General features: G+C 67.5%; 23 protein-coding genes. 9 read left to right on the forward strand and 14 right to left on the reverse strand.

The features are described 5' to 3' along the window. Nucleotides 1–100 precede the first annotated feature (100 nt). The 4 genes from ACZ6DL_RS25815 to ACZ6DL_RS25830 form a co-directional block, all read right to left on the reverse strand. Nucleotides 101–1,006 carry a toll/interleukin-1 receptor domain-containing protein gene (locus ACZ6DL_RS25815; protein ID WP_466054865.1) on the reverse strand — a complete coding sequence of 302 codons (906 nt, stop codon included), beginning with the start codon at nt 1,004–1,006 and terminating at the stop codon, nt 101–103. 180 nt (nt 1,007–1,186) lie between these two features. Then, entirely contained in the window at nt 1,187–1,393 is a 207-nt protein-coding gene (locus ACZ6DL_RS25820; protein WP_396986390.1) for a DUF5988 family protein, read from the reverse strand. An 814-nt stretch (nt 1,394–2,207) separates the two neighbouring features. After that, entirely contained in the window at nt 2,208–2,639 is a 432-nt protein-coding gene (locus ACZ6DL_RS25825) for a hypothetical protein (protein WP_466054867.1), read from the reverse strand. Nucleotides 2,640–2,689: 50 nt separating this feature from the next. Then, nucleotides 2,690–3,400 (reverse strand): hypothetical protein, encoded by a 711-nt coding sequence (locus ACZ6DL_RS25830; RefSeq protein ID WP_466055118.1) that lies wholly within the window; start codon nt 3,398–3,400, stop codon nt 2,690–2,692. Nucleotides 3,401–3,543: 143 nt separating this feature from the next. Between ACZ6DL_RS25830 and ACZ6DL_RS25835 the strand changes: the two genes are divergently transcribed. The 3 genes from ACZ6DL_RS25835 to ACZ6DL_RS25845 are packed head-to-tail and all read left to right on the forward strand — an operon-like array spanning nt 3,544 to nt 6,458. Then, the gene (locus tag ACZ6DL_RS25835) at nt 3,544–4,104 is read left to right on the forward strand and encodes a hypothetical protein (protein ID WP_466054869.1); all 561 of its coding nucleotides are present in this window, start codon (nt 3,544–3,546) and stop codon (nt 4,102–4,104) included. A 9-nt stretch (nt 4,105–4,113) separates the two neighbouring features. Next, nucleotides 4,114–5,448: a Dyp-type peroxidase gene (locus tag ACZ6DL_RS25840; protein WP_466054871.1), complete on the forward strand. Its 1,335-nt coding sequence runs from the start codon at nt 4,114–4,116 to the stop codon at nt 5,446–5,448. Then, nucleotides 5,445–6,458 (forward strand): hypothetical protein, encoded by a 1,014-nt coding sequence (locus tag ACZ6DL_RS25845; protein ID WP_466054873.1) that lies wholly within the window; start codon nt 5,445–5,447, stop codon nt 6,456–6,458. The genes ACZ6DL_RS25840 and ACZ6DL_RS25845 overlap by 4 nt, the downstream gene beginning before the upstream one ends. 518 nt (nt 6,459–6,976) lie before the next feature. Here the strand turns inward: ACZ6DL_RS25845 and ACZ6DL_RS25850 are convergent. Further along, nucleotides 6,977–7,615, reverse strand: a complete 639-nt coding sequence (locus tag ACZ6DL_RS25850; RefSeq protein ID WP_466054875.1) for a TetR/AcrR family transcriptional regulator — start codon at nt 7,613–7,615, stop codon at nt 6,977–6,979. Nucleotides 7,616–7,807: 192 nt separating this feature from the next. Between ACZ6DL_RS25850 and ACZ6DL_RS25855 the strand changes: the two genes are divergently transcribed. From ACZ6DL_RS25855 to mhpA, 3 genes are read left to right on the forward strand one after another with little or no spacing between them, the layout of a single operon-like run. Continuing rightward, nucleotides 7,808–8,641, forward strand: a complete 834-nt coding sequence (locus ACZ6DL_RS25855; protein WP_466055119.1) for an alpha/beta fold hydrolase — start codon at nt 7,808–7,810, stop codon at nt 8,639–8,641. Continuing rightward, nucleotides 8,638–9,666, forward strand: a complete 1,029-nt coding sequence (locus ACZ6DL_RS25860; RefSeq protein ID WP_466054877.1) for a VOC family protein — start codon at nt 8,638–8,640, stop codon at nt 9,664–9,666. The genes ACZ6DL_RS25855 and ACZ6DL_RS25860 overlap by 4 nt, the downstream gene beginning before the upstream one ends. Beyond that, nucleotides 9,663–11,447 carry a bifunctional 3-(3-hydroxy-phenyl)propionate/3-hydroxycinnamic acid hydroxylase MhpA gene (mhpA, locus tag ACZ6DL_RS25865; protein WP_466054879.1) on the forward strand — a complete coding sequence of 595 codons (1,785 nt, stop codon included), beginning with the start codon at nt 9,663–9,665 and terminating at the stop codon, nt 11,445–11,447. The genes ACZ6DL_RS25860 and mhpA overlap by 4 nt, the downstream gene beginning before the upstream one ends. A gap of 220 nt (nt 11,448–11,667) precedes the next feature. On the opposite strand, the gene ACZ6DL_RS25870 is transcribed toward mhpA, so the two are convergent. The 5 genes from ACZ6DL_RS25870 to ACZ6DL_RS25890 all read right to left on the reverse strand — a co-directional run bounded on the left by ACZ6DL_RS25870 (nt 11,668) and on the right by ACZ6DL_RS25890 (nt 17,315). After that, on the reverse strand, nt 11,668–12,756 hold the full coding sequence (locus tag ACZ6DL_RS25870) for an ABC transporter ATP-binding protein (RefSeq protein ID WP_466054881.1): 1,089 nt from the start codon (nt 12,754–12,756) through the stop codon (nt 11,668–11,670). 13 nt (nt 12,757–12,769) lie between these two features. Continuing rightward, a complete protein-coding gene (locus ACZ6DL_RS25875) occupies nt 12,770–13,636 on the reverse strand; it encodes a carbohydrate ABC transporter permease (protein ID WP_466054883.1) in 867 nt (288 codons plus the stop codon). Next, the gene (locus tag ACZ6DL_RS25880) at nt 13,633–14,478 is read right to left on the reverse strand and encodes a carbohydrate ABC transporter permease (RefSeq protein WP_466054885.1); all 846 of its coding nucleotides are present in this window, start codon (nt 14,476–14,478) and stop codon (nt 13,633–13,635) included. The genes ACZ6DL_RS25875 and ACZ6DL_RS25880 overlap by 4 nt, the downstream gene beginning before the upstream one ends. A 2-nt stretch (nt 14,479–14,480) precedes the next feature. Next, a complete protein-coding gene (locus ACZ6DL_RS25885; RefSeq protein WP_466054887.1) occupies nt 14,481–15,788 on the reverse strand; it encodes an ABC transporter substrate-binding protein in 1,308 nt (435 codons plus the stop codon). 327 nt (nt 15,789–16,115) lie between these two features. Beyond that, a complete protein-coding gene (locus tag ACZ6DL_RS25890) occupies nt 16,116–17,315 on the reverse strand; it encodes an esterase/lipase family protein (RefSeq protein ID WP_466054888.1) in 1,200 nt (399 codons plus the stop codon). Nucleotides 17,316–17,673: 358 nt separating this feature from the next. On the opposite strand from ACZ6DL_RS25890, the gene ACZ6DL_RS25895 reads away from it, so the two are divergent. Both ACZ6DL_RS25895 and ACZ6DL_RS25900 read left to right on the forward strand, forming a co-directional pair. After that, nucleotides 17,674–18,279: a YdcF family protein gene (locus ACZ6DL_RS25895; RefSeq protein WP_466054890.1), complete on the forward strand. Its 606-nt coding sequence runs from the start codon at nt 17,674–17,676 to the stop codon at nt 18,277–18,279. A gap of 44 nt (nt 18,280–18,323) precedes the next feature. Further along, nucleotides 18,324–19,361 (forward strand): fused (3R)-hydroxyacyl-ACP dehydratase subunits HadA/HadB, encoded by a 1,038-nt coding sequence (locus ACZ6DL_RS25900; RefSeq protein ID WP_466054892.1) that lies wholly within the window; start codon nt 18,324–18,326, stop codon nt 19,359–19,361. A 12-nt stretch (nt 19,362–19,373) separates the two neighbouring features. On the opposite strand, the gene ACZ6DL_RS25905 is transcribed toward ACZ6DL_RS25900, so the two are convergent. The 4 genes from ACZ6DL_RS25905 to ACZ6DL_RS25920 are packed head-to-tail and all read right to left on the reverse strand — an operon-like array spanning nt 19,374 to nt 23,443. Continuing rightward, nucleotides 19,374–20,423 (reverse strand): LLM class flavin-dependent oxidoreductase, encoded by a 1,050-nt coding sequence (locus ACZ6DL_RS25905; protein WP_466054894.1) that lies wholly within the window; start codon nt 20,421–20,423, stop codon nt 19,374–19,376. 42 nt (nt 20,424–20,465) lie between these two features. Then, nucleotides 20,466–21,494, reverse strand: coding sequence for an alpha/beta hydrolase (locus ACZ6DL_RS25910; protein ID WP_466054896.1), 1,029 nt, complete (start codon nt 21,492–21,494; stop codon nt 20,466–20,468). Then, nucleotides 21,491–22,441, reverse strand: a complete 951-nt coding sequence (locus tag ACZ6DL_RS25915; RefSeq protein WP_466054898.1) for an acyl-ACP desaturase — start codon at nt 22,439–22,441, stop codon at nt 21,491–21,493. The genes ACZ6DL_RS25910 and ACZ6DL_RS25915 overlap by 4 nt, the downstream gene beginning before the upstream one ends. Before the next feature lie 57 nt (nt 22,442–22,498). Further along, nucleotides 22,499–23,443, reverse strand: coding sequence for an RsbRD N-terminal domain-containing protein (locus tag ACZ6DL_RS25920; protein WP_466054900.1), 945 nt, complete (start codon nt 23,441–23,443; stop codon nt 22,499–22,501). Nucleotides 23,444–24,010: 567 nt separating this feature from the next. Here ACZ6DL_RS25920 and ACZ6DL_RS25925 point away from each other — a divergent pair. Beyond that, nucleotides 24,011–25,561, forward strand: a complete 1,551-nt coding sequence (locus ACZ6DL_RS25925) for an acyl-CoA carboxylase subunit beta (protein ID WP_466054901.1) — start codon at nt 24,011–24,013, stop codon at nt 25,559–25,561. The last annotated feature ends 202 nt before the right edge of the window (nt 25,562–25,763 follow it).

Raw genomic sequence — 25,763 nt, forward strand, 5'->3', positions numbered from 1 at the left:
CACGCAGAGGCGCACCGACGTCATGGCCTCATACCGGGTCGTTTCGGGGTGGGTAGCAGCGGTTCCCCGGCGTGCGCGGCTGAAGCCGCAAGTCGGTCCGTCATCCACCACCCTCGCCCAACGAATCCGCAGGCGCCCAGCGGCCGAGTGGAGCCACACCGTTCTGGTCCATGAATTCCAGCACGTCGCGACGCTGGGGTTTGCCGAGCTTCGGATGTAGACGGTCCAGCGCGGCCCATTCATCGGAGGATCCGGTCGCGCCGCGCGGTATCGCCTTGACGATCTGCAGGCAGATATTGCGAATCTCCGCCCTGTTCTGCATATGTTCGCCGATCCGTGCCGCTTCTCCGAACCGCCCGAGATCGACCAGGTGCACGGCGATCTGTTTCTGCTTGACCTGCGCGGCCTGCGCCGAGATCGCGATCGCGATCAGATCGTCCAGGCGATCACGAGCGATGAGTGCTCGAACGTCACCGGCCCGCACATTGGTGTGATTCGCGGTGACGGTGCGTTGCAGCCGTTCCAGGGTGCGCTCCAGATCCGCTACGGCCTGCCGCTCACGGATGCGCGGGATCTCCCTGACCATCTGGTGCGCCACAGGAGTCACACCGGAGGTCGGTTCGCACCCCGTTCGGTCGGCGATGGACCGAAGAAAGCGGGTCAACGACGATACGTCGAGCAGATCGACAGTTTGGAATGCGCGCATCGGCTCCCACAACTGGTCGACGCCGACCTCGAGGAGCAGCGGTGTCGTCGGCTTACCCTGCATCCAGAAGCATGCCCATTCGGCCGAGACCCAAGGGCGGTGCACCGACTCCGGGGTGATGACGGTGAACAATTCGTCACTGTTCTCGACACCCAGCTTGATCTGTTCGATCCACGGGAGACCGTGCGGCGCGTCGTCGGGGAGGAGGAAGAACTCGACCCCGAGATCGTGTTCCAGCAGGCTGCGCAAGTACCTGACCACTCCGGCGTCGTAGCTCGTGTGGCTGAGGAATACCCTCATTCCGCTCCCCCCGCGCGGTTCGAGCGAGGTATCCCGAGGCTCGGAAAACCCCCGCATTTTGTTCGATCCGGCTCGCCCGCTCACATCGAAGCGAGCCGCGGGATCGCCTCACATCATGTCACGAGAGCCGCAAATGGCGATGGAAAGCGCAGATTGTGCCAGGACTTGGTGGCGGAGAGCCTACGAGCTGTTCGGCGATATGGTCCGGTAGGTCCACTCGTATACACGCGCGCGGCCTATCGCGGTACCGCGAAACCGTGGTGTCGGAATGAAGTGCTCGTAGCCGCCACGATAGGGGATCTTGATCTCAGCGGTCGGCGCAAGCGGCAGAGCGTGTTCGGCCAGACCATCCGGTCCGCCTTCGAGATAGATGTTCACTTGTGGCATGGCGTGCCTCCCGTTGACGAAACAACGCACATGGGCCCTGACGATATGCCCGGCGGTGTGGGGGCATCCCCGGCGCCAGGAAGGCGGAATCCGGGGATGCCAGGTCGGCTATTTGCGACTCCTTCCGGACTTATCTGCGGACGTTGGCGGATGGTCTCAGATGCACCAGACCACGCTGCCCAGGGGGAAGCAGATTGCCACTGATCCCCATCCTGATCCTGTGACAGGAACGACCGCGGTGGATGTCGAACTCGCGGGTGCCGTTCCAAGGGGGGTGGCCGAAGCCGCCGGAGCTGCAAGAGTGGCCAGGGGCAAGGCAATAGCGGTTGCGACGACGAACTTGCTCATTTTGCTGGACATATTTGTTCCCTCGATATCGAGTGATTGATTCGATGCGCGTACATTCCGGCCGACCAGCGATGTGGTGCCGTCGAACCGACGTGAGGCCGGCGGGTGAGCGAAATCTGCCGAAACAGACAGTGCCCGGCTGCGCCGACCATGACGCGCTTGTTTTGTTCTCGACCCCGACCCGGTTGTTATGGTCTCGCACGGCGAGCGTCAACCGTGCGGTGAAATTGCCGAACCACACCCTGTGCAGGACGGTCCGGCGCCAAGCCCTATCACGACTGCGTCGACCTGGCGGCTTCGACACCGGTATTCCGGCCGAAGCGATGACCATTTCCGCGACGATGAGGAAAGGACGTGATTCAACCAGGTTACTGCGATCGGCCGGAAGCCACTAGAGGACGGGACGCACCAGATGCTGGGAGGCTCCGTTTCGGGGCCCGTTGGCGCCCGGCCGGGTGAGATCCGCTCACCGGGCGAGGCCGATGAGTGTCCGCAGGATCATGAAGACGGCGGCCAGGCCGAAGCAGGCGAGTCCGACCACCCAGACCGTGAACATCTGCCGCATCGGTATCAGGTTGCCCACCCATCCGGCGTCCAGGTCGGCGATGTCTTGTTGTGTTTCGAATGCCGTGCCGTGTGCGCCCCAGGCGCCGGCCGCGAGTTCGTTCTGTTCGAAACGCTCCAGCCAGAGCACATCCTTACGAGCGGCGAGGCGATGGCTCGCCATCAGCATGATCGAGATGATCGACACGTTCAGCGCGAGCAGCGAGGAGGCGATCCGCGCGACGGCGTCGTTGCCTGCTCCCATCGAGATACTGAACAAGAAGGCCTGAGCTGTGAGGCTGACGGCAGGCACCTGCCAGAGCAGGTTGTCGTGTTGCAGGTGTCGCTCCGCCACCGCCTGATAGAGCATTCTCAACTCGGGCGAACGCCGCGACGGTGACTCGTTCATGAAAGCTGCCGCCGAGATTCACCGCGCTCGTCGCGCTGCTGGTCGATCAGTCCGGCGCGAGCCAGGAGCAAGCCGCTGACCACGAGCACCCACACCGGGAAAACCAGCGTCACCCACCGGTTCAGCTCGCTGGCGACCAGCAGCGCCACAGCGAGCAGGTAGCTGAGACCGACGAGCCAACGGGGCATCAGCCTGGTCTTCGCCCAGATCGTCGCGAGCGAGATCATGAATACCGCGGCCATCCGCAACGCGTAGGTTTGGCTCGCCGAAACCACCACCATCCTCCCGAAGTTGATCACCTCGGCGCGGGCGCCCTGGTCGGTGACGCCGTCGTTGCTCATCACCAGGCCCGCGGCGGCAGCGGTCGCGACGAACATCATCGCCAGGAAGAGCAGTCCGCTGCCCAAGAATACCGACAGGAAGAACCGGTCTTCATACTGTCCGAACCCGTCGCGCACGACGCCGATAAACCACAGAAAGCTGATTCCGGCGAAGGGCATCAGCACTGTCGCCGTGGTGATCACGCCGTGCCGATCCTGTAGCCATTGCGTCGAATTCTCGGCGTGCTCCGGCATTGTGAGCCGAATCAAGACCAGCGTCGTACCGAGCAATACCGCGAAGACCACCCCGGCCGATGCGGCGGCTCGCGGCGTTGACAATCGACGCGGGGGCGGCGCAGGCTTGGTGTGTTGCGACGGAGTCGGCATGAGGTCATCCTGCCAAAATCGGATGCCGGCCGACGTAATTTCCGCTGGTGCGGCGATGCGAACGCCGGGCCGCGTCACGAATCGAAAACGATTATCGACTTCTGAGCTTCGGTTGGCTCACGCAGCGAAGGTAGGTGCACAATATGCCAACCGCCGATCAGGACTGGAGCAAACCAGCGGCGCTGGCCATTCCGGCAGAGGGCTACTTCGAACTGCAGCGCGGCCGATACGGTCCCACGTTTCCACGAACTCCGGCCTGCTACGGGTTCTCGATCATCGCCAAGGTGAAACCCGGCCGGGAAGAGGCCATCCGCGCGCACGGCAAGCAGATGGAAGCCGCGGTGGCGGCAAGCCCGGACGTACTGGCACCGCTGCGGCTGCACTACCTGCGGTGGCTGCTGTTCGACGTCGGTTTCGGACTGCATTTCCAATATCAGGGCATCTTCGATACCGATTTCGACAAGTACACCGAAGACGCCGTGATGCTGTTCACGCAGACCGGTATAGACACCGTTTTCACCAACCTCGAGGGATTCCCGGAGGATTGGAAGGAAAATCCGGACGCGTTCGTCGAATTCGTTCGTGAACATCACTTTCCGAGTTTCCTCGAGTACGGCGAATACCCTTACGTCAGCACTGAGGAGATCAAGAAGGCGCTGCGGTTGAAGGCGGCGTTCTCCGACATGCTCGATCAGATGCAGTGACCCGGCGCCATGCTCGAACTCGACGACATTCAACACATCCTGCTGACCCGCACCCCGGCGGTGACCGGCCGCTATGAGTTCCTGTCCTTCGACGACCCCGCCGGGGGCCGAGCCTGGTTGACCGCGCTGCTGGACCGGGTGCAGTCGGCCGCGGACGTGCGCGCCACTATGGACAGCTCGCAGCGCTGGGTCACACTGGCCTTCACCTGGAACGGGCTGCGGGCGCTCGGAGTGTCGGAGCAAGCGCTCGCCACCTTCCCCGACGAGTTCCGCGAGGGCATGGCCGCCCGCGCCGACATCTTGGGCGACACCGGCGCCAATCATCCCGACAACTGGGTGGGCGGGCTGGCCGGTGACGACCTGCATGCCATCGCAATCCTGTTCGCCCGCACCGAGGCCGAACGACAGCGGTGCACGGCCGAACACGAGAAACTGGTGGTCGGCTGTCCGGGTGTGCGCGTGTTGTCGTTCCTGGATTTGAACGCGACACCGCCGTTCAACTACGCCCACGACCACTTCGGATTCCGCGACCGGTTGTCCCAGCCTGCGATCGAAGGGTCCGGCGAGGACCCGACCCCCGGCTCCGGCGCGCCGTTGCAACCCGGTGAATTCATCCTGGGCTACCCCGACGAGGAAGGGCCGCCCCGCGGGCAGCCGCAGCCGGAGGTCCTGTCCCGCAACGGCAGCTACATGGCCTACCGGCGGCTGCAAGAACACGTGGGCGCATTCCGGGACTTCCTGCGCGAGCACGCCGACACCCCCGACGGGCAGGAACTACTCGCCGCCAAGTTCATGGGCCGGTGGCGCAGCGGCGCCCCGCTCGTGCTTTCGCCGGACCGCGACGACCCCGAGCTGGGTGCGGATCCCTCACGCAACAACGACTTCAACTACAAGGAGATGGACCCGCACGGTTATGCCGTGCCGCTGGGCGCGCATGCGCGGCGACTCAATCCGCGTGACACCGCGGTGCATATGAACCGGCGCAGGATGATTCGTCGTGGCGCCACCTACGGGTCCGCGCTGCCACCGGACGCCTCCGACGACGGCGCGGACCGAGGTATCGCCGCCTTCATCATCTGCGCCAGCCTGGTTCGCCAGTTCGAGTTCGCCCAGAACGTCTGGATCAACGACAAGTCGTTTCACGAACTCGGCAACGAGCACGATCCCATCTGCGGCACCCAGGACGGCACCCTGGAGTTCACCGTCCCGAAGCGGCCGATCCGCAGGGTGTTCGCGAGCCTGCCCGCGTTCACCACGCTCAAAGGCGGCGCGTACTTCTTCCTGCCCGGAATCAGCGCCCTGCGCTACCTGGCCGGGCTCGACAGCCCAGAGGTGACCTCATGAGCAGCCTGCCGACGGCACGCACCTACAACCAGAGTCACATGTCGCGCAAGGCCGACGGGCGGCGGCGGATCAGCATCTACTGGACGTGGAGTTACCCATGGGAAGCCCAACGCGACCCCGCCGAAATCTACAACCGCTTCTCCACGATGACCGAAGTCCGCAACGCCACATGGCCGGCCTACGAGACCCCCGACTACGACAGAGCGCATTTCCTGCAAGGCATCGCAGGCACCCTCGAGCTGTTCCACCGCTCGACATTGGATTTCCAGCAGCTGGCCGAGGAGGCCACCGGTCATCCCGTCGCGGTCTTCCAGCGCATCGACCAGGCCGGTTACACCCTGCCCATCGACGAACGCATCCTGGCCGACACCGACACCCTGATGATATTCGGGCTCGACCACATCCTCTCCGAACAGCGGGCCGCACCCGAGGAGAGCGACGCCATCGGTGCGTGGCTGCGACGCGACGGCACCTGCCTGCTGCTCGCGCCGCACCACGACGTCGGCTTCAGCGACGACAACGCGCAGCGACAAATCGAATACCGCCATCACGGCGATCCGCTGGTCCCCCGCCAGCAGCGATTCGGCCAGTACACGCGCTCGCTGATGAAAACGCTCGACGTGCCGATCCACAACACCTGGGGCCTACGCCCGGCGGTCGTGAACGGCACCGATCAGATCTCCCCCGTCACCGCGTACCGCGACCTGGACACCCCCCGGCTCCTCGACCAGGTCACCACATTCAACTTCCATCCCCATCTGCCGCACTACCAACTCACCGCGCCCGAAAGCGACTCGCTCCGTGTGCTGGCCCGCCAGCGCGTCGACCCCACCCGCCCCCACCCCTTCACCACCGCGGGCAACACCGAATTCAACGCCCTGATCTGGATGCCCCCCACCGGGCGACGCACCGGCGACATCGTGCTCATCGATTCCACCAACTTCACCACGCTCTTCGGCGGCACCGACAGCCTCAAACACCTCTGGCACAACCTCGCCACCATGAAATGACCACGACCACCCCGGGGCTCGTTGTGAACAACCCGGACGACCCGACAACGGTGGTGCTTTGATACGTCGATGCCTTCAACAACGCCGACCCGAACGCGAGGGCAGCGTTGTGCGCCGAACCGATGCGGATACTCGACGGAATGCCGCCACATATGTGGCACGGCCGACAGCCAGTGAAGATTGGTGGGCGTGTGTCGTTGTTCCCGCGACAGTCGATCTCCAGCGCAAGCGCGTAACGCAGACCGGCTCGATCTTCACGGTCGAGCTCGGGAAGATCGAGACTCAGTGGCAGCTGACAGCCTGGGCTCGGCCGAAAGGCGCCTGATCGGGGCTGCTCGACGACGATCCTCCGCGACCGGCGCGCTGAGGGGAACGCGGCCTGAACCGCTGAGCCGGCAACCCCGAGCCCGCCCGCCGCCGCGCCGGTGGCACAGCCGAACCCGGTTCCGCGACCGGCCGACGATCCCGGCCCCGGCTGCCCAGGCGTGGCACGAGTTCGAGGCGGCTGGGCGCGCCGCTCAGATCTGCGGGATGTCGGGAAGGTCGCCGGAGCTGAGACGCTGCGCGGTCCGCTTGTTCATCCCGAACATGCGCAGCATGCGGTAGGTCATCTCGTCCGACAGCGCGTCGGCGTCGGCGGCCGGGTCGGCATCGAGCAGTTGCAGCAGCCCCAGCATCGCACCACCGGCGGCCATGACAGCCAGGTCCGGATCCATCGGCTCGAACCGGCCCGCCTCCTGGGCGGCGCGGATGTCGCGGCGGGCGCGTGGCGCGAGGCCCTCGTCGCGCAGCATCACGGCCATGCCGGAGTTGAGCACCACGCGCACCATCTCCGGGATGCGCCGCTGCAACCGACCGGTCATCCGGAAGCTCACGGCGAACACTTCGGCCGGGTCCTCGTAGAGGGCCACGATCTTGTCGCGCATTTCACTGTAGACCTGCAGCGCCGAGCGAACCGCCTCGTCGAAGAGCTGGTCCTTGGACTCGAAATGGTTGTAGAACGAGCCGAATCCGACATCGGCAGCCTCGGTGATCTCCTGGATGCTCACCACCGAACGCCCCTCGGACAGGAACTTGCGCGCCGCACCGAGCAGAGCGTTGCGGGTGCGCTCACGGCGGCGATCGGTGCGGGTACGCACCACTGGTTCGGCAGTCATCAGACCTTCCCCTGTTCGTCTGGAGAAATCATAACTGAGGAATCGGTCAGTTACGATTCGCGAGGCAAAACAGTTTCTGATCGAATCATCAATATCACCTTGACAGATGCATCCCTCGTAACTGATGATTTCATCACTAGAGCTGTGGAGGTGGCTGTGCCAAGCACTGACAACGGAGTCGAGGCCGGGCGGATGGTCCGGGTCGGCGACCGCGATATCTACTTCACCGAGGCCGGTGCGGGCCCGGTCGTCGTGCTACTGCACGGCGGCGGCCCCGGCGCCTCCGGACGGTCGAACTACTCGCGCAATATCGAGGCTCTGGCCGGGAAGTTCCGGGTGATCGTGCCCGACATGCCGGGTTACGGGCGCTCCACCAAGCGGGTCGACCACACCGACCCGTTCGGCGATCTCGCCGCGGCGGTCGGCGGACTGCTCGACGCGCTGGGCGTGCCCAGCGCCCATCTGGTCGGCAACTCCTACGGCGGTGCTGCGGCCTTGCGGCTGGCGATGGACCGGCCGGAGAAGGTGGACCGGATGATCCTCATGGGCCCCGGCGGTGTCGGCACCACCCGCGCGCTGCCGACCAAGGGCCTCCAGTCGCTGCTGAGCTACTACAGCGGAACGGGACCGAGCCGGGAGAAGCTCGCGGAGTTCGTGCGGAACTACCTGGTCTACGACGCGAGCGCCGTCACCGAGGACATCCTCGACAACCGCTATCAGGCCAGCCTGGACCCCGAGGTGATCGAGAACCCGCCACTGCGGCGCCCGTCCGGGCCGGGCGCGCTGCGCACCGTGTGGCGGATGGACTTCACCCGCGACCCGCGGCTCGGTCAGGTCCGGCACCCCACCCTGGTGGTCTGGGGCGCCGCGGACCGGGTGAACCGGCCCAGCGGCGCCCGCATGCTGGCCGACCGCATGCCCGACTGCGACGTCTACCTGGCCGCGCGCACCGGCCACTGGGTGCAGTGGGAACGCGCGGAACTGTTCAACGATCTCGCCGGGACCTTCCTCGGACACTCGCGATGAGCGATTTGCTGCGCCCCAACGCCGACGCCTCGGTCTACGGCGCGGTCCACCTGGGCTACCTGGCGGTGCAGTCGCAGCGGTTGCCGGATTGGGAGCGTTTCGGCGCGTCGGCGATCGGACTGCACACCGATCGGCTCGACGCCGACACCCTGCGATTCCGTCTCGATGACCGGGCGTGCCGTTTCTTGATCCGACGCGGCCCCGCCGAAGATGTGACCGCCTTGGGCTGGCAGGTCGACGACCATGAGACATTCGACCGCATCCTGGCCCGGGTCAGCGACCGCGGCGTGCCGATCGAGGAAGGCACCGCCGAGGAGACCGCGCTACGCGGGGTGGAACGGCTGTGGCGCTTCCCCGGCCCGAAAGGCATCGCCACCGAGATCTTCACCACCGCGCTGACCACACCAGAGCCGCTGCGCATGCTCAACTCCGGCTGGGTCACCGGCGAAGCCGGCATGGGCCATGTGGCGATCCTGTCGCGGGAAGCGGAATCGATGCACGCCTACTACCGCACCCTGTTCGATTCGCGGGTGTCGGACTTCATCGACGAGAACATCTCCGGGCTGAAGATGAAGATCCGCTTCCTGCGGGTCGACGAACGCCACCACTCGATCGCCGTCGCCAACATCCGCGGCATCAGGATCGACCCCATCCGCACCCGGGTCCAGCACGTCAATATCCAATCCGCCACCCTCGAAGACATGCTCGCCGCCTACGGCCGCGTCACCGATCTCGGGTTCCGGATGGCATGGTCGGTCGGGCAGCACACCAACGACCGCGAACTGTCGTTCTACTGCGTCACTCCCTCTGGCTTCGAACTCGAGGTCGGCTGGAACCCGATCGTCATCACCCCGGAACTCGACGCCGCATGGGCGGCGACGACCTATCAGGGCATCAGCATCTGGGGCCACCACACCGTCTCCGAGACCCCACTGGACAAACTCGCCCAGCTCCGCACCGCGGCCGCCCGGCTGCGCACCCCGGAGATCACCGTCCCCGAACTCACCGGAAGCGTTGTCAGATGAGCGAATTCGACCACGAGATCGTGATCGTCGGGCTCGGCCCGACCGGCCTGACCCTGGCCAACCTGCTCGGCCGCCGCGGCGTCGACGTACTCCTTCTCGAACGCGAACCCGAGTACTACGGCCTGGCCCGCGCGGTCTACACCGACGACGAATGCATGCGGATCTTCCAGGCCGCCGACGTCGCCGACGAGATCAACGCCGAGATGAACCTCGACTCCACCGTCCAATGGGTCCGCGGCGACGGAAAAGTCCTCGCGCAGTTCAACCAGATCGACCGGCCCCTGAGCTGGCCCGTGTCCAACTTCCTCTACCAGCCCTACCTGGAAAACAGCCTCGAGCGCGCTCTCGACCGGTACCCGCACGTCACCGTGCGCCGCGGGCGCGCCGTGACCGGTTTCGACCAGGACGCCGCGTCGGTGAGCGTCGAGCACGCCGCGTGCACGGGTACCGGCTACGGCAAACGCGATGCGGATATCGACCTGCGCACGGCCGAACGGGTGCGGGCGAAGTTCCTCGTCGGCTGTGATGGCGGGCGCAGCATCGTGCGCACCGAGCTGGGAATCGATATGTCGGGCACCAGCTTTCCCGAGCGTTGGCTGGTGGTCGATCTGAAGGCACGCGAGGGCGTCGACGCGTTCCGGCACCTGCCCTACTTCGACTTCGTCTGCGACCCCGAGCTGCCGATCGTGTCCTGCCCGCAGCCCGACGGGCACCACCGCTTCGAGTTCATGCTGCGCGAGGACCAGACCAAGGAGCAGATGGAGGACCCGGAAACGGTGCGCCGCCACATCTCCCGCTACGTCGACCCCGACGAGGTCGAGGTGCTGCGCAAGCTCGTCTACACCTTCAACGCCGTGGTCGCCGACCGCTGGCGCGAAGCCCGGATCCTGATCGCAGGCGACGCCGCGCACATGACCCCGCAATTCATCGGCCAGGGCATGAATTCCGGTGTGCGCGACGCGGATAACCTGTCCTGGAAGCTCACCACGATCCTGCGCCACGGCGCCGACCCGGCGATCCTGGACAGCTACGAGAGCGAACGCCGCCCGCACGCCGAGGCCATGATCGACCTGTCGGTATTCAACAAGAACATCGTCTCCCTCGACAACCGGCTCCTCGCAGCGGCTCGCGACACCCTCATCTCCACCACGGTGCGGGTACCCGGCCTCGGTGGATGGATCCGCCAGGCGAAGATCAAGCCCGCCCCGCGCTTCCGCCGCGGCGCCTACCTGGGCCTGCCTCGCCCGCTGATCCGCGGAGTTCAGGGCAGAATCGCGCCCCAGCCCGAGATCCGCACTTACCACGGCAGGCACCAGCGACTCGACGACACGCTCGGCCTCGGTTTCGCCGTCCTGGGTTACGGGTCGGACCCACGCCGCGCCTTCTCCCCCGCGGACCTGGACGTTCTGCGCGCCCTCGACACCCGCTTCGTGACGGTCTACCCGCTGGGCGGCCGCCCGCAAGGCAAACCGGGCGACGGCCGCGACGACCTCACCGACATCGAAGACCACACCGGCACACTCACCCGCTGGTTCCGCCGAGCCCGGCTGCGTCCGGGCGGAGTGGTCCTGCTGCGCCCCGACCGGTACGTCTTCGGCACCGCCGAACCGTCCGAGACCGCCGCACTGGTCGCCGCACTACGGCATCAACTGCACCTGCCGACCCCGCCGGCCGGGCTCACACAGCCCGCCTCGGCCCGGTTGCCCGAGCCCGCCACACAGTCGGCCGAGCCCACATCCGGCTTCCTCGGCCTTGCCGTTCAGCGAGGAACTCATACCTGACGCTTCGCTACACCATTACGCCGGGAACCGACTCGGCATCGCCTCGATGCCCACCCGCTCGAACTGTGACTCATCGGCAGTCGAGGCCAACTGGACATCGAACATTCTGCTGTGGGTGCTGCAAGCCCTGCCGGGCCTTCGCTTTCGGCGCCGCCGGTTGGACCGAACTTCCTCGGGTTCCGCGATAACCTCGCGCAGACGCCGGGCCGGCGTCCGGTGCTCACCCGACCGGCAGGAGCATTCCGGTTTCCGGGTCGTACCAGCGGCATGCTTCGGGAGGCAGGTGCAGATTCGCAGTGCCGCCCTCGTCGGCGCGGAAGCCCGGCGGCGCTTGCACTTTCACCGTCTGCCCGCCGAGGCGGGTGGTGAGCAGGGTCGAGGAGCCCAGTGGCTCGAGCACTTCGAGCTCGGCCCGCACCGTCGCGTCCGCGGGGTTGCCGGCCAACACGACGGCCTCGGGGCGGATGCCGAGCCGCAACGTCTTGCCCTCGAAGGAGGACAGCTCGGGAGGAACGGCGAGCGATTGCCCGCCCAGGTCGATGCGCGGCCCGGCTGCTCCGGCGGCGACCGTGCCGGTGAGGAAGTTCATCGGCGGGCTGCCGAGGAAGCCTCCGACGAATTCGGTGGCGGGGTCGTCGTAGACCTCGGTGGGCGGGCCGCACTGGACGATCGCCCCGGCGCGCATCACGGCGACGCGGTTGCCCAGCGACAGCGCCTCGATCTGGTCGTGGGTGACGTAGATCGTGGTGGTGCCGAGTTCGGCGACGAGTCGTTTCAGCTCGGCCCGGAACGACAGCCGCAGCAGCGCGTCCAAGTTGGACAGCGGTTCGTCCATGAGTAGCACGTCGGCGTCCATCACGATCGCCCGCGCTACCGCGACGCGCTGGCGCTGCCCGCCCGACAGTCGCGCCGGGTAGCGGTCCAGGTAGGGCGTGAGCTGCAACAACTCCGCGGCCCATGCGACTTTGCGACGGATCTCGTCGGCGGGCACGCCGTGCACGCGCAGGCCGAAACCGATGTTGTCGGCGACCTTCTTGTTGGGGAACACGGCGTAGGACTGGAACACCATGGACAGATTGCGGCGCCGCGGCTCGAGATAGGTGACGTCCTTGCCGCCGATCACGATCTGACCGGAGTCCGGCAGCTCCAACCCGGCGATCATGCGCAGCAAGGTGGTCTTGCCGCAGCCGGAAGGTCCGAGCAGCACCATGAACTCGCCGTCGGAGATCTCCAGCGAGACCTCGTCGGTGGCGCGCGCCGTACCGCCGGGATAGGTCTTCGCCAGATCCCGGACCACCACTTCAGCCATCAGCGAACCCCTGTCATCGCAGCGTCGTCCCCCACATGTTCACCAGGTAGCGCCGCATCACGAAGATGAACGCCAGCGCCGGGATGATCAACGCGAAGCCGCCCGCGAAGCGGTAGGCCGTCGACGCCTCGTCCAGCGCGGTGAGCACCTGCGCGGGCAGCGTGCGGTGCCCGAGTGTCACGATCGTCGCGCCGAGGATCTCGTTCCACGACAGGACGAACGTGAAGATCGACGACGCGGCCAGCCCCGGCAGCGCCAGCGGCACCACGATCCGGCGCGCGGCCTGCCAGCGGCCGCATCCGAAGACCTGGGCCGCCTCCTCCAGATCGGGCGGCACCGCGACGAAGATGCTCGCCGTGATGAGCACGGTGGTCGGCAACGCGAGCGTGGTGTGCACCAGTGTCACGGCGAACACCGTGTCGTACACGTCGACGCGCAGGAACATCGTGGCCAGCGGCACCGAGAGCACCACGATCGGCAAGGCGCGCACGAAGAGGATGAAGACCTGATAGGTGTCTTTGCCGCGAAACGCGTGGCGCGCGAGCGCATATCCGGCCGGCGCGCCGATCACCAGGGACCAGAACACCGTGTACAGACCGACCAGCACCGAGTTGCCCAGTGCGGCGGCGGTTCCCGTCGCCCGGAAGAACGCGATCAGCGTTTCGGTGGAGAAATCACTGGGGACCAGCGGTTTCGGGAACTCGTTGAGCGCCTCGCGGGAGGACACCGCGGCGAGGCCGATGAGAACGATCGGCAACGCCATGAACAGGCTCACGCCCGAGCAGGCCACCTGCACCCACACCGCGCGCCTGCGGCGCCTGCGCAGCGGCGCGCGATCGACGGGTGGCAGTGCGCGCGACGGGGCGCTGTCCGGGTTCATCGCGCCCGCTCCGGCTGCCGGACCGCCCGCAGGTAGAAGACCGCGGTGGCTAGCGAGATCGCGAGCACGATCAGCGAGACAGCGCTGGCGACCGCGGGATTCTGCAGATTGGCGTACCACTCGTAGGTCTCGCCCACCAGCAGCGGAAAGTCCCGCCCGGTCAATGCCTGCGCCACGGCGAACGCCTGCAGGGCCAGGATGGTCCGCAGGATGAGCGCCACCTGCAGACTCGGCCCGAGCAGCGGCAGCGTCACGTGCCGCAGCCGCTGCCAGAAGTTCGCGCCGAACACCTGCGCGGCCTCGTCGTAGTCACGCGGGATCATCTGCACGCCCGCCACCACGATCACGAACACCAGCGACGTCGCGCGCCAGACCTCCGCCACCACGACCGCCAGCAGCATCGTGCCCGCGTTCTGGTAGCCGAGCCACTGCACGCCGTCGTCGGAGACTCCGAGGCCGACCAGCAGGGAGTTCAGATAGCCGCGGTTGTCGAAAATGGACAGCCAGACCAGGCCCGCGGCCAATTCGGAGATCGCCAGCGGCAGGCACCACAGGTAGAAGTGGCCGCCGGCGAACCGCGGCCGCGCCTGCATGAGCAGCGCCATGCCGACGGCGAGCGCGAGCTGGATCGGCACGACGATCACGATCAGCAGGACCGTGTTGCGCAGTGCCGTGACGATGTAGGGATCGTCGAACAGTCGCTTCCAGTTGGCGAGGGTGAGTCCGTCGTCGCCACGGAACGCCTCGAGCACGCCCTGCACGAGCGGCCAGCCGAACAGCGCCGCCATCAGGACGATCGAGGGCAGCAGCAGCATCCACGGGGAGCGCAGTCGCGACATCATGGTCAGCCCACCCGGCAGAGTTCGGCGGCGGGATCCGGAGCCCAGCACGGCACCTTCAGGTCGTCGAGGATGCCTTGCAGGACCCGAGCCTGCTGATCCAGCGTGGAGCGGATATCGGCTCCGTCGAGCACGATCGAGCGGAAACTGTCTTTGAAAACCTTGCTCACCTCGCCTTCACGCTGTCCGAGACCCACCGGTGGCAGCGAAAGAATGGCGCCGGGCGCCTCTTGCTGCCTGCGCACCGCATCGGCCTCCAGCTGGATGGCCGGCGGCAGGTCGCCCGGGATCGCCGTGTCGACCGACGGGAAGAAACCGTTGGAACGCAGCAGCCGCAGTTGAGTGTCCGGACGGGTGAGCGTGCTGATCGTCCGCCGCGCCAGTTCGGGGTCCGGGCTGCCCTCGGGAATCGCGAGTCCGGCGATCACGGCCATGTAACCGAGGCCGTGCGAGCCACGAGGGGCCGGAAGCATCCGCCAGTTGCGCGGGTCGCGCTCGGGGGCGTGGACCACGCGCACGACGTGGTCCCAAGCCAGGCGCACTTCGCCGCTGTCGAGCGGCTCCTGCATGAAGTCGAAGTTCGTGCTCGCCGGGACGCAGTTCGCCCACAGCTCACGCAGGTATCGCCACGCCGTCACGGCCTCGTCCGAGCGGAAGGTGGTGATCTGCCCGCCGGTGAACGAGGGCAGCAGGAAGCCTTGGACGAAGCGGTGCAGCAGGCCCTTGGGTCCGGCGGGCAGACCCAGCACGGGGCGATTGCCGTTGGCGCGGCGCGCGGCGATGGCCCAGTCAAGGAACTGGTCATAGGTCAGCGACGCGGCATCGGCGCCGGACGGCAGATGCTCCAGCGCGTCCGCATGTGCGGCAAGGACATAACTCGCCGTGGCCCACGGGATGTACCACGTGCGGTCGGTGCCCACCCTGGCCAGTTCCAGGTAGGCGGCGGGCCAGCCGCGGGGGCCGAGGTCGGCGACCAAACCGGTGAGGTCTTGCAAATAGCCGTCGGCGAGCGGCGCGATGTCGCCGTGCAGGCCGCCGAGCAGGCCGATCTGCGTCGCTCCCGCGTCGACCTGGCTGCGGACCTGGCTGGCGAACGGGCTCTCTTCGATGGTCACGTAACCGACGCCGGGTGCGGCATCGGCGAGCAGACCGCGGAACCGTTCGGCCTCGTCGGCGGGACGGAACTGCGTGGACAGGAAGATCATTCCGCCGTTGCCGCTGGTGGCGAATCCGGTGCAGCCGGCGGACAAGGCCGCCGCGCCGAAGCCCGCCGCGCGCAGGAAGGATCTGCGCGTGGAACCGGATACCAGCATGCATGGCTCCTGTTCGGGCACAAAGCGGTTCGGACGAACATAAGGTCGGTCAACCTTAGAGCGCTGAAAGACATTGTCGATTACCAATGTTGGCGATAGTGCACGGAACGGAACGTCCCGGAACACGCCGATGCCCACCGAGCAGCGGGTGCGAGGGCCACTCGGTGGGCATACCGCCGCGCGCCGGGGACGTACGCGCCGGACAGGGGCGGGTTGAGAGATCCCGTCCGGCGGGCAGAAACGCGTGGCGGCCGGTGCTCCCGTCGAGCAGGCGGGCGGAGTCGGGGCACAAACCACGCCGCTCGACGGGAGCAGGTCATCCGGTGATCACAGCGAGCCCCCGCCGCCGAGCAACCACGGGTTGAAGGTGCACTCCAGATTCGGATGGCCCGCCGGGTCCAGCGCGCGCAGCGCGATGGACAGCGCCCGCGGTGAGTACATCATCGTGAGGTGGTCGGACACGTCCTGTTCGCATCCGTCCTGCAGCGTGATGTTCTGCACCGTGACGCCGGGCGCCGCCTTCAGGAAGGTCAGATCGTAGGGATTGGTGATCTCGTCGTAGCGGGTTCCGACCACGGTGTAGTCGACCCCGGAGACGGTGTCGCCGTTCTCGTTGAGCTTGTTGACGAAGTCCGAGCCGATCGTCTGCTGGATGCCCGCGTGCCCGACGAAGATCTCGATGAAGCCGAGGATGTCGATGCCGAAGTTGTTGATCGCCCGGCCCAGCGCGCCGATGCCGTCCAGACTGGTGCCGTGATGCGTGGCGCCGTAGGTGACCAGATTCTTCACCTTGGCCGCGCCGCCTTCGAACTTGGTGTACCAGTTCGACATCGACCCGCCCTGCGAATGCGCGACGAGGTCCACCTCCGAGGCCCCGGTCGCGGCCAGCACCCGGTCGACGAACGTGGCCAGCTGCTTGGCCGAGTCCTGGATGTAGCCGGTGCCCATCACCCCGGGCAGCACCGATCCGAGACCGCCGCCCTCGAGCAGGTTGGACCGGCCGTAGTTGAAGGTGAAGGTGCAGAAGCCCGCGTCCTTGATGGGCTGGCCCATGAAGGCGAAGCCGTTGTAGGCGTTCATCCAGGTGCCGTGCACCAGCACCACCGGGCGGGGGTGCTCGGCGGTCGGCTTGCAGCTCCAGTCGTTGGCGCCCGGCGGGGCGACGTCCGGATGGGTCAGCCCGTAGCCGAACGCGGCCAGCCACGAGGTCATCGGCGGACCGTAACCCACGGTGTCGCTGGCGTATCCGCCGGAGGATCCCGAGCTGCTGCCGGATCCGCCGTAGCAGTCCCCGGATCCGTTGCCCGACCCGGCGCCGCTGCCCGAGGTGCAGGCCGAGCCGGTGCCCGCGCTGCCCGAATCCGCCACCGGCGCGGCCGTGCGGCCCGCCGCGATGTAGTCGGCCAACTGCTGTTCGGTGGGCTGAGCCTCCGGCGCCGCGTTCGCGCCGGACGCACCGACGGCGAGCACCGAAACGCTCAGCAGCACCGCCGCCAAGGACGATCGCCCGTAGGTACTTCGTTTCATGATTTGCCTTCCTGCAGAACCACGGTGTTCGACGACCGGCGCCGTTCTCGCTGGTAGACGGCACCGAAGCTGCGCCAACGCTAGAACCGGAAAACGGGACGGCCTATGCGGAAGAGCTGGATCTGGAGACCTCACGAATGCGTTCGGCCACGGCTAGGGAGACGGCACAAAGTACGCGAAAAGGGCAATTTCATGAATTCGGCGAATAGGTCGGCCTGCACAAGCCGATGGCGCTGAAACGGTGAATTTTCCAGATCACCAGGCGATTACGGTTCCGCAACGGCCGAAGGCCGCATCATGGATGGACGCTGAACCCAGCCATCGGTGGCCATCCGGTGGCTAACCACTGGGAGATCCCGTGTCCGCCACCATGGTTACCCTCGCCCGCACCGTGCTGGGCGCGTTCGCTGTCACCGCCGCCCTGACCAACCCCCCGCACGCCGCCGCGGACGGCCCTGGCTCCGCCGACGCGGGCCCCTCGATCACCGCGCCGTTCGCCCTCATCCCCGCCCCGACGCCGACGGTGCGCGGGCCGGTCACCGCCATCGTCGTGCTCGGCTACGGACTGCTGCCCGACGGCGGCATGCGCCCGGAACTGATCGATCGTCTGCACGCCGGATACGCGCAGGCGCTGCTGGCGCCCTTCTCGCCGATCATCGTGACCGGCGGCAACGCACGCAACGGCATCACCGAGGCACGGGCGATGGCCGATTGGCTGATCGCCCGCGGCGTCCCGCCCGCCCGGATCGAGCTCGAGCCGGAGGCCGACACGACCGCGCAGAACGCCGTGCGCTCGGCCACGATCATGCGCGCGATCGGCGCACGCGACGCCGTGGTGATCACGTCGGCCGACCACATGGACCGGGCGGTGGGCACCTTCCACGACGCCGGGGTGGACGTCGTCGGCACCGTGACCCCCGAGCAGGTGCCGCCCGCACTCTGGCGGTTCGGTCCGCTCCCCTGACGGGATGCCGCCGTCGATTACCGTTTCGCAATACAGGAGCAACCATGAACGAGACCGCGGTTAATCCCGCCGAACAGGCGATGTCGCTGGTCGACCATCGTTACCGTTCCACTCTTCGCTACGAGGTGGAACGGGAAAAGATCCGTGAATTCGCCCGCGCCGTCCAGGATTCGCATCCGGCGCATCGAAGCGAGGCCGCCGCGGCCGAACTCGGCTTTTCCGGACTCATCGCGCCCGCGACGTTCAGCTCGATCATTCTCACCAGGGTGCAAACCGAAATACTGGACACGCTGATCACCGGTTACGACCCGACCCGCATTCTGCACGCGGACCAGGTCTTCGACTTCGGCAGGCCGTTGGTGGCCGGCGATCGGCTGACCTGCGACATCTATTTCGAATCGTTCCGGCACTTCGGCGACTACGACGTCCTCGCGATCAAGAGTGTGCTGATCGACCAGCACGGGGCCGTGGTGCAGACCGGCTCCAGCGCGCTGCTCGCGCGCGTCGGCGAGCGTGATCCCGGGTTGGCCGATGCGGTGCGCAAAGTCGCCATGGGTCATCGCTGCCCCGAGGAGCCGGCCGCGGGCAGCACCGTCGTCCCGGCCGCGGCGGACTATCTCACGCCGACGCCGGACTCCCGGATACCGCGCACGCGTGTGAATTTCGAAGACCTGGCGGTGGGCACCGAGCTGCCCGTTCGCACCATGCGCCTGTCCCGTGGCGACCTGGTCAACTACGCCGGCGTGACCGGCGAATCCAATCCGGTGCTGTTCGACGAACGCGTCGCCGTCGCCAGCGGCCTGCCGACCGTGGTCGCGCCCGGCATGCTGAAACTCGGGCTGGCCACCTCGTTCCTGAGTTCCTGGCTCGGTGATCCCGCGGCGGTCACCCGTTTCCGCGCGCAGTTCGCGCACAACACTCAGCACCTGCGGATCCCGTCGTTGGGAGCGGGCACGATCCACTTCCGCGGCCGGGTCACCTCGATCGATGCGCGCAAGCGGCGGGCGACCATCGCGGTCGACGCGCGCTCCGAGGGACGCAGACTCTTCGGCTACGCCGCCGCCGAAGTGCTCTTCGCGTAGGCGATATCGGGATCAGGCGGCCCGGCCGGACCGCGCGTCCGCGTGATCGCGGTCTGCGCGGTCGGGCGACAGACCGGTGAGCAACGCCAGGCGGCGATGCGAATCCAGCCGCGCCGCGCGATCGTAAGTGCTGGTGTGCACGAGGATCTCGTCCGCGCCGGTCCTGGTCACCAGCCGCTCGAGGTGGTCGGCGACCTCGTCCTCGGTGCCGTACAGATGGCCGCGCAGCCCCTCCTCGACGATTCGGCGCTCCCGGTCGGTCATGGTGCGTGCCTCGATCTCGGCGGGCGGCAGCAGGGGCGGGAACTCGCCACGGGTGCGCGCGTACGCGGCGGACCACGCCTCCGGCAGCAGCAGCCGGTGGGCCTGCGCGGTGTTGTCGGCGATGACGATCGAACCGGAGACCATCACGTAGGGTTCGGCGCCGGCCAGGGCGGGACGGAATTCGGCGCGGTAGCGCTCGATGGCCTCGACCATGCGGTCCTCGCCGCCGGCCGGGGCGATCACCAGCGGCAGCCCGAAACGGGCGGCACGTTCGGCGCCGGAGCCGGTCGCCAGGAGGAAGGCGGGAACCCGCAGTCCCTCGGCGGGCCAGGCGTGCACCCCTTGCCTTCCCTCGGTGAAGTACGCCAGGAGTTCGGCGAGCCGGGCGTCGAAGTCCTCCGCGTCGCGCTTGCCGTGCCCGAGCGCATGCCGCACGCCGTCGGTGAAGCCGACCGAGCGGCCCAACCCCATGTCGATGCGTCCCGGGTACAGCGATTCCAGCACGCCGAACTGTTCGGCGACCACCAGCGGCTGATGATTGGGCAGCATCACGCCGCCCGTGCCGATGCGGATCCGCGAAGTCGCCGCCGCCGCGGCCGCCGCCAGCACGGTCGGCGCCGAACCCGCCACGCCGGGCACGCTGTGGTGCTCGGACACCCAGAAGCGGTGATAGCCCCATTCCTCGGCGAGCCGGGCGAACTCGACGGTCTCCCGCAGCGCGGCCGGATGGCTCTGACCGCGCCGCACGCGCGACCGATCGAGGACGGAGAACCGGACAGAGGACAGCGCCGAGGTCATACCGATGTCAACGCGAGCGCGCCGCGCTGATTCCGCGCCGATTCACGGGGCGGCGGGCACTCCGAGCGCCTCCGCCAGCACCCGCCAGGCCCGCGGCAGCTGGGCCTGGAAATCCGGCCAGGTGTGCATGCCCTCCGCGGTGTACTCCACGGTCGCGGGAATCTGCAGCTCGGACAGGCGGGCGGCGAACCGCTCGGTGCAGGCACGGGCGCCCGCCTCCAGCGCCGCGCCGCCGCCCGCGGTGCGCAGCGCGTCCGCGACCGACGGGGAGTTCGCGACCGCCACCAGGTCGGCGCCGGTCGGCAGCCCGGCGGCCGCCGAGAGGTAGACAGCGGTGCCACGCAGGTTCTCCGCATGCAGCAGGCTGTCGTGCGCGGCCCATTCCGGTGAGGACGGCGGGCCCCAGAGATTGTCGACGTTGCCACCGCGCGAGGCGACCGTGATGGTGGTGACCGCGTGACCGAGCGGGTCCGCGGTGGAATAGCACCCGCTCATCCCGGCGACGGCGCGATACCAGCCGGGGTGGCGCTGGGCGAGCATCATCGCCGCCTGCGCCCCCATCGACACTCCGGCGATGGCGCGGCGGCCGTCGGTGCGCAGCAGCGATTCCACGATCGGTGGAAGCTCGGTGGTGAGGAATGTCTCCCAGCGGTTGAGTCCCAGCGCGGTGTCGTGGCGGACCCAGTCGCTGTACATGCTGCCGGTGCCGCCGCCGGTGAGCACCACGTCGACCGGTTTGCCCGCGAAGAATTCGGCGGCGCCGCCCTTGCCAAGCCATGCCGATGTGGCGTCGCCGTCCACGCCGTCGAGCAGATACAGCACCGGGCGTGGCGCCTCGCCGCTGCCGCGCAGCACGTCGACCGAGATGATCCTGCGCATCGCCGCGGAAGCGATGGAGAGCCGTTCATGCCCCTCGGCGACCTTTTCGATCGACAGCAGCCCGGTGCGGGTCATGGCCGGGTCCACCGCGGGCGGCGGGGTCTGCGGGACCGGATCGGCGAACACGGGGGCAGCGGTGACCGCGGCGATGAGGGCCATCGCCGCCGTGGTGATCGGTACGCGCGACCTCATCCTGCCGCAGCGGCCCGTTCCGCTCGTCTGGCCGCCGCGCGCTCGCGCTGCTCCTCGAACCGTCGCGCCTTCAGCTCCAGGTCCTCGAGGTAGGCGTGCAGTTCGTCGCGGGCGCGTTCGCCGTCGCCGGTCAGGTCGGTGCGCTCGAAGACATGCCACGCGCGCAGCACCGGGCGAACGACCACGTCGAGATGCTGGCGCAGATCGTAGATGCCGTGCTTGGCCAGCAGCACCGCGTTACGCCGGAAGTTCGGCTGGGACAGTCCGGGCATCTGAAAGCGGGTGACCACGGTGGTGATCGCGCGCAGCGCTTCGTTCGGCACGAGGTCCAGAGCGGCGGCGCTGATGTTCCGGTAGAAGATCATATGCAGGTTCTCGTCGGCGGCGACTCGTTGGAGCATACGCTCCGCGATCGGCTCCTCGCAGGCCGCTCCGGTATTCCGGTGGCTGATCCTGGTCGCCAGCTCTTGCAGTGTGACGTAGGCCACCGAATGCAGGAACACTTGCCCCGTGCCAGGTTTCGCGACGCCGGTGGCCATATGCGCCATCCTGGCCTGCTCCAGCAGCACCGGATCGACCGCGCGGGTCACCACCAGATAGTCACGCATCACGAGGGCGTGGCGGTTCTCCTCGGCAGTCCACCGGCCCACCCAGGTACCCCACACCCCGTCCAGTGAGAACGCGTCCGAGATCTCCCGGTGATACGACGGCAGATTGTCCTCGGTGAGCAGATTGGTGATCATCGCCGTCTGCGCGAGTTCGGAAAGTCCGGATTGTCCCGGTTCCCAATCGATTCCGCCGAGGGCGGCGAAATTACGCCCGTCGTCCCACGGCACGTAATCGTGCGGATTCCAGGACTTGGCCTTGCGCAGATGGTCGTTGAGCAGGCGTTCGGCGGTGGGTTCGAGTTCGCGTAGAATATCGCGATCGGTCAACGCGGTGGTCACTCGCACTCCTTTGCTCACCCTCGATTTCAGGGCACGTTCGACGATACCGGCGAAATTTCAGGCCGAACGGCCGATCAGGTGATCGTTGGGCGAGGTGACGACGGTCATATGACCCGGCTGGGGCAGTTCACAACCCGCGGTGTCACCCGCGTCGGTCACCCCGTACAGCCCAGGGGGCCTGTTCGCCGCCCGCAACCGGTCCAGCAGATCGTGGGCGCGCCCGGCCAATTCGGGAATGCGCGCGGTGCGCCCGGTGGCCACCGCGGCGGTCAACGGCACCTCGGCGGCCTCGCCGACGATGGCCAGCACGTCGGGGGTCATGCTGAATGTTCCGGTGCGGGCGGGCACGTCATCGATCGGCACCAGCACCGTGCCGCCGGCGGCGGACAGCACCGACAATGCCCGTGAGCCGAGCGGATCGGCCAGAGCGGCCTGGACCCGCCGCAGTTTGCGCCGGGCCGCGTCGGTGCCCGTGACGGGTCTTCGCTCGTCCGGGTGCGCCGGAATGCCCAGCGCCACGACCTGGTACGACCGTGCGATCGGAATGCCGGTCGCCCTGGCGAGTTCGCCGACCGCGTGCCCGCCCAGCAACGCGGAGACCAGCGTCTGGGCGGCGGTCTGATGTTCCCGCGCGACCGCGCGGTGCTCGTCCACGTAGGCGGTCGACGCCGCCACGGTCACCATTTCCAGGACGTGGATCGCCAGTCGCGCACCCGCGAGAAAATGGTCGGTCCGCTCGTCGGCGACCTCGTCGGCGAGCAATTCCAGTCCGTTGCGGATTTCGTCGTGATACGCGCCGAGCACCGTTTCCAGCGCGATCCCCTCCCGCGCCCAGCGCGAGGCGAAACCGGCGATCTCCGGGGGTCGCGGTGCCGCGGGCGCCGGACGCGGCGCCAGCAGTTCGACGGCGGCCGCCAAACAGTTCCGCGCGGTGCTCGCGACATCGCCGGAGGCGTCGTGGCCGACGCGCTCGGCGAGGTGTTCGACGAGTTTCGATGTCAATGTCTCGGTACTCGTTCTCGGCTGCCTGCCCATCATGCCTTCCGAAGGTTAGCGACGGATCGTGATGGAATCGAGATATGTCGCGCCGAATCGGGTAAGTCATCAGTGGTCGCCCGACCGGTTGGGCGCGATCACAAGCTTTTCGAGCGGATCGAGGCCGACGGCGTCCGGCACGGACAGAACTGCTGCGGCACCGCGATTTTCGAATCCGGCGCCCGAGCCGTCGCCGGCCCATTGATCTCCGGAGTATGTGACGCAGCGCCGTCCGCGCATTTCCGGCGCTGCGTCGAGCTCACCCTAGATCCGCGGGCACCGACCTGAGAAGTCCCCTTCGACGCTGTGAGGACGGTTCATCGACGCCCACGGCCACGATTGGGACGTCGCACAGTCCGTGTCGTCGCAGCGGAGCGGTCCGGCACGTGCTATGAACCGTGGAATCGAAAGGCAAACCTGTGAGCTGTTCCATGAGATCTTCCGAACGGCTGTGCAGCGGATCGCGGCGCCGATAGCATCGAGCGCCGCGCTGCCGTACGGCGTCGCGACGAGTTTCGAAGGGCTACACCACATATGAGCGGTACGCGAGAGAAGCTGGACGAGCTGCGGGCGATCCTGGAGCTGGCCGAGGAGCCCGCGGGCGAGAACGGCATCGCGAAGCGCAAGAGCAAGGGCATCCCCAGTGCGCGGGAGCGGGTGCGCGCGCTCCTCGACCCCGGGAGTTTCGTCGAGATCGGCGCGCTGGTGCGCCAGCCGGGCACCCCCGGCGCCATGTACGGCGACGGCGTGGTCACCGGGCGCGGCCGGATCGACGGCAGGCCCGTCGTGGTGATCGCGCACGATCAGACCGTCTTCGGCGGCTCGGTGGGTGAGATGTTCGGCCGCAAAGTGGCCGCCGCACTGGATTTCGCCACCACGAATGCCTGCCCGGTCGTCGCGATCAACGACTCCGGTGGCGCCCGCATCCAGGACGCGGTCACCTCGCTGGCGTGGTACGCGCTGATGAGCCGCCGCCAGGAACGGCTGTCGGGCTTCGTACCACAGGTATCGATCATGCTCGGCAAATGCGCCGCCGGGTCGGTCTACGCACCGGTGAACACCGACGTCCTGATCGCGACCGAGAAGTCGTACATGTTCGTCACCGGCCCCGAGGTGATCAAGGAGGTCACCGGCGAGGAGGTGACCATGGAGGAGCTGGGCGGCGCGCAGGCGCAGGCCGCCACCGGCACCGTCCACCACGTCGCCGCCACCGAGCGGGACGCGTTCGACTGGGCCAGGACCTATCTGAGCTATCTGCCGTCGAGTTGCCTGGAGCCCGGCCCGATCGTCAACCCGGGGCTGGAGCCGCAGGTCACGCCGCACGATCTGGAACTGGACTCGATCGTTCCCGATGCCGATCGGCAGGGCTACGACATGCACGAGATCTTGCTGCGGCTGTTCGACGACGGTGACTTCCACGAGATCAGCGCGGCCACCGCGCAGAACCTGATCACCGGCTTCGCCAGGGTGGACGGGCGCAGCGTCGGGGTGATCGCGAACCAGCCCCTGGTGCTCGGCGGCGCGATCGATGCCAAATGCTCGGACAAGGCGACGCATTTCATCCGCTTGTGCAATGTCTTCGGGTTGCCGCTGATCTTCGTCGTGGACACCCCCGGTGTGCTGCCCGGCGTGGAGGAGGAGCGCAGCGGGGTGATCAAACGCGGCGGGCGGTTCTTCCGCGCGGTGATCGAGGCGACCGTTCCGATCGTCACCGTCGTGGTCCGCAAGGCTTACGGCGGCGGCTACGCCGTGATGGGCTGCAAGCAACTCGGCGCCGACGTCAGTCTGGCCTGGCCGACGGCGCGCATCGCCGTGATGGGCGCCGAGAGCGCGGTGAGCATCGTCGGCAAGCGTCAGATCGCCCAGGTGCCCCCTGAGCAACGCGCGGCGGTGCGCGACTACATGATCGAGCAGTACAACGCCACGGTGGCCACGCCGTGGATCGCCGCCGAGCGCGGCTACATCGATGCGGTGATCGAGCCCTCACGGACCAGACTGGAGATCCGTCGCGCGCTGCGCCTGCTGCGCGAGAAGGAGGCGAGCGCCGAGCCCAATCCGCGCAAGCACAGCCTCTTCCCGGTCTGAGACGCCACCCGGCTCCGGTTATGTTGTGTCACAACGTAACCGGGTCTACATGATGGGATCTCCGACGATCCGCGCCGAACGGGGCCGCCCGGCACGCCGATGCCTTAATCTCAGGTCAGTGCCGGGCCGCTTCGTTCGCCGCGTTGCCGTCCGGCACGCGACGTGCCCGCTGCGCGTGTTCCCTACCCTCGCCCGGCGGGCA

The organism is Nocardia sp. NPDC041819, from assembly GCF_055590505.1.

Bases quoted from the DNA above. Each gene is read 5' to 3' on its own strand.
- ACZ6DL_RS25815 (WP_466054865.1), bottom strand. From the start codon at position 1,006: ATGAGGGTATTCCTCAGCCACACGAGCTACGACGCCGGAGTGGTCAGG.
- ACZ6DL_RS25820 (WP_396986390.1), bottom strand. From the start codon at position 1,393: ATGCCACAAGTGAACATCTATCTCGAAGGCGGACCGGATGGTCTGGCC.
- ACZ6DL_RS25830 (WP_466055118.1), bottom strand. From the start codon at position 3,400: ATGCCGACTCCGTCGCAACACACCAAGCCTGCGCCGCCCCCGCGTCGA.
- ACZ6DL_RS25835 (WP_466054869.1), top strand. From the start codon at position 3,544: ATGCCAACCGCCGATCAGGACTGGAGCAAACCAGCGGCGCTGGCCATT.
- ACZ6DL_RS25840 (WP_466054871.1), top strand. From the start codon at position 4,114: ATGCTCGAACTCGACGACATTCAACACATCCTGCTGACCCGCACCCCG.
- ACZ6DL_RS25845 (WP_466054873.1), top strand. From the start codon at position 5,445: ATGAGCAGCCTGCCGACGGCACGCACCTACAACCAGAGTCACATGTCG.
- ACZ6DL_RS25850 (WP_466054875.1), bottom strand. From the start codon at position 7,615: ATGACTGCCGAACCAGTGGTGCGTACCCGCACCGATCGCCGCCGTGAG.
- ACZ6DL_RS25855 (WP_466055119.1), top strand. From the start codon at position 7,808: ATGGTCCGGGTCGGCGACCGCGATATCTACTTCACCGAGGCCGGTGCG.
- ACZ6DL_RS25860 (WP_466054877.1), top strand. From the start codon at position 8,638: ATGAGCGATTTGCTGCGCCCCAACGCCGACGCCTCGGTCTACGGCGCG.
- mhpA (WP_466054879.1), top strand. From the start codon at position 9,663: ATGAGCGAATTCGACCACGAGATCGTGATCGTCGGGCTCGGCCCGACC.
- ACZ6DL_RS25870 (WP_466054881.1), bottom strand. From the start codon at position 12,756: ATGGCTGAAGTGGTGGTCCGGGATCTGGCGAAGACCTATCCCGGCGGT.
- ACZ6DL_RS25875 (WP_466054883.1), bottom strand. From the start codon at position 13,636: ATGAACCCGGACAGCGCCCCGTCGCGCGCACTGCCACCCGTCGATCGC.
- ACZ6DL_RS25880 (WP_466054885.1), bottom strand. From the start codon at position 14,478: ATGATGTCGCGACTGCGCTCCCCGTGGATGCTGCTGCTGCCCTCGATC.
- ACZ6DL_RS25885 (WP_466054887.1), bottom strand. From the start codon at position 15,788: ATGCTGGTATCCGGTTCCACGCGCAGATCCTTCCTGCGCGCGGCGGGC.
- ACZ6DL_RS25890 (WP_466054888.1), bottom strand. From the start codon at position 17,315: ATGAAACGAAGTACCTACGGGCGATCGTCCTTGGCGGCGGTGCTGCTG.
- ACZ6DL_RS25900 (WP_466054892.1), top strand. From the start codon at position 18,324: ATGAACGAGACCGCGGTTAATCCCGCCGAACAGGCGATGTCGCTGGTC.
- ACZ6DL_RS25905 (WP_466054894.1), bottom strand. From the start codon at position 20,423: ATGACCTCGGCGCTGTCCTCTGTCCGGTTCTCCGTCCTCGATCGGTCG.
- ACZ6DL_RS25910 (WP_466054896.1), bottom strand. From the start codon at position 21,494: ATGAGGTCGCGCGTACCGATCACCACGGCGGCGATGGCCCTCATCGCC.
- ACZ6DL_RS25925 (WP_466054901.1), top strand. From the start codon at position 24,011: ATGAGCGGTACGCGAGAGAAGCTGGACGAGCTGCGGGCGATCCTGGAG.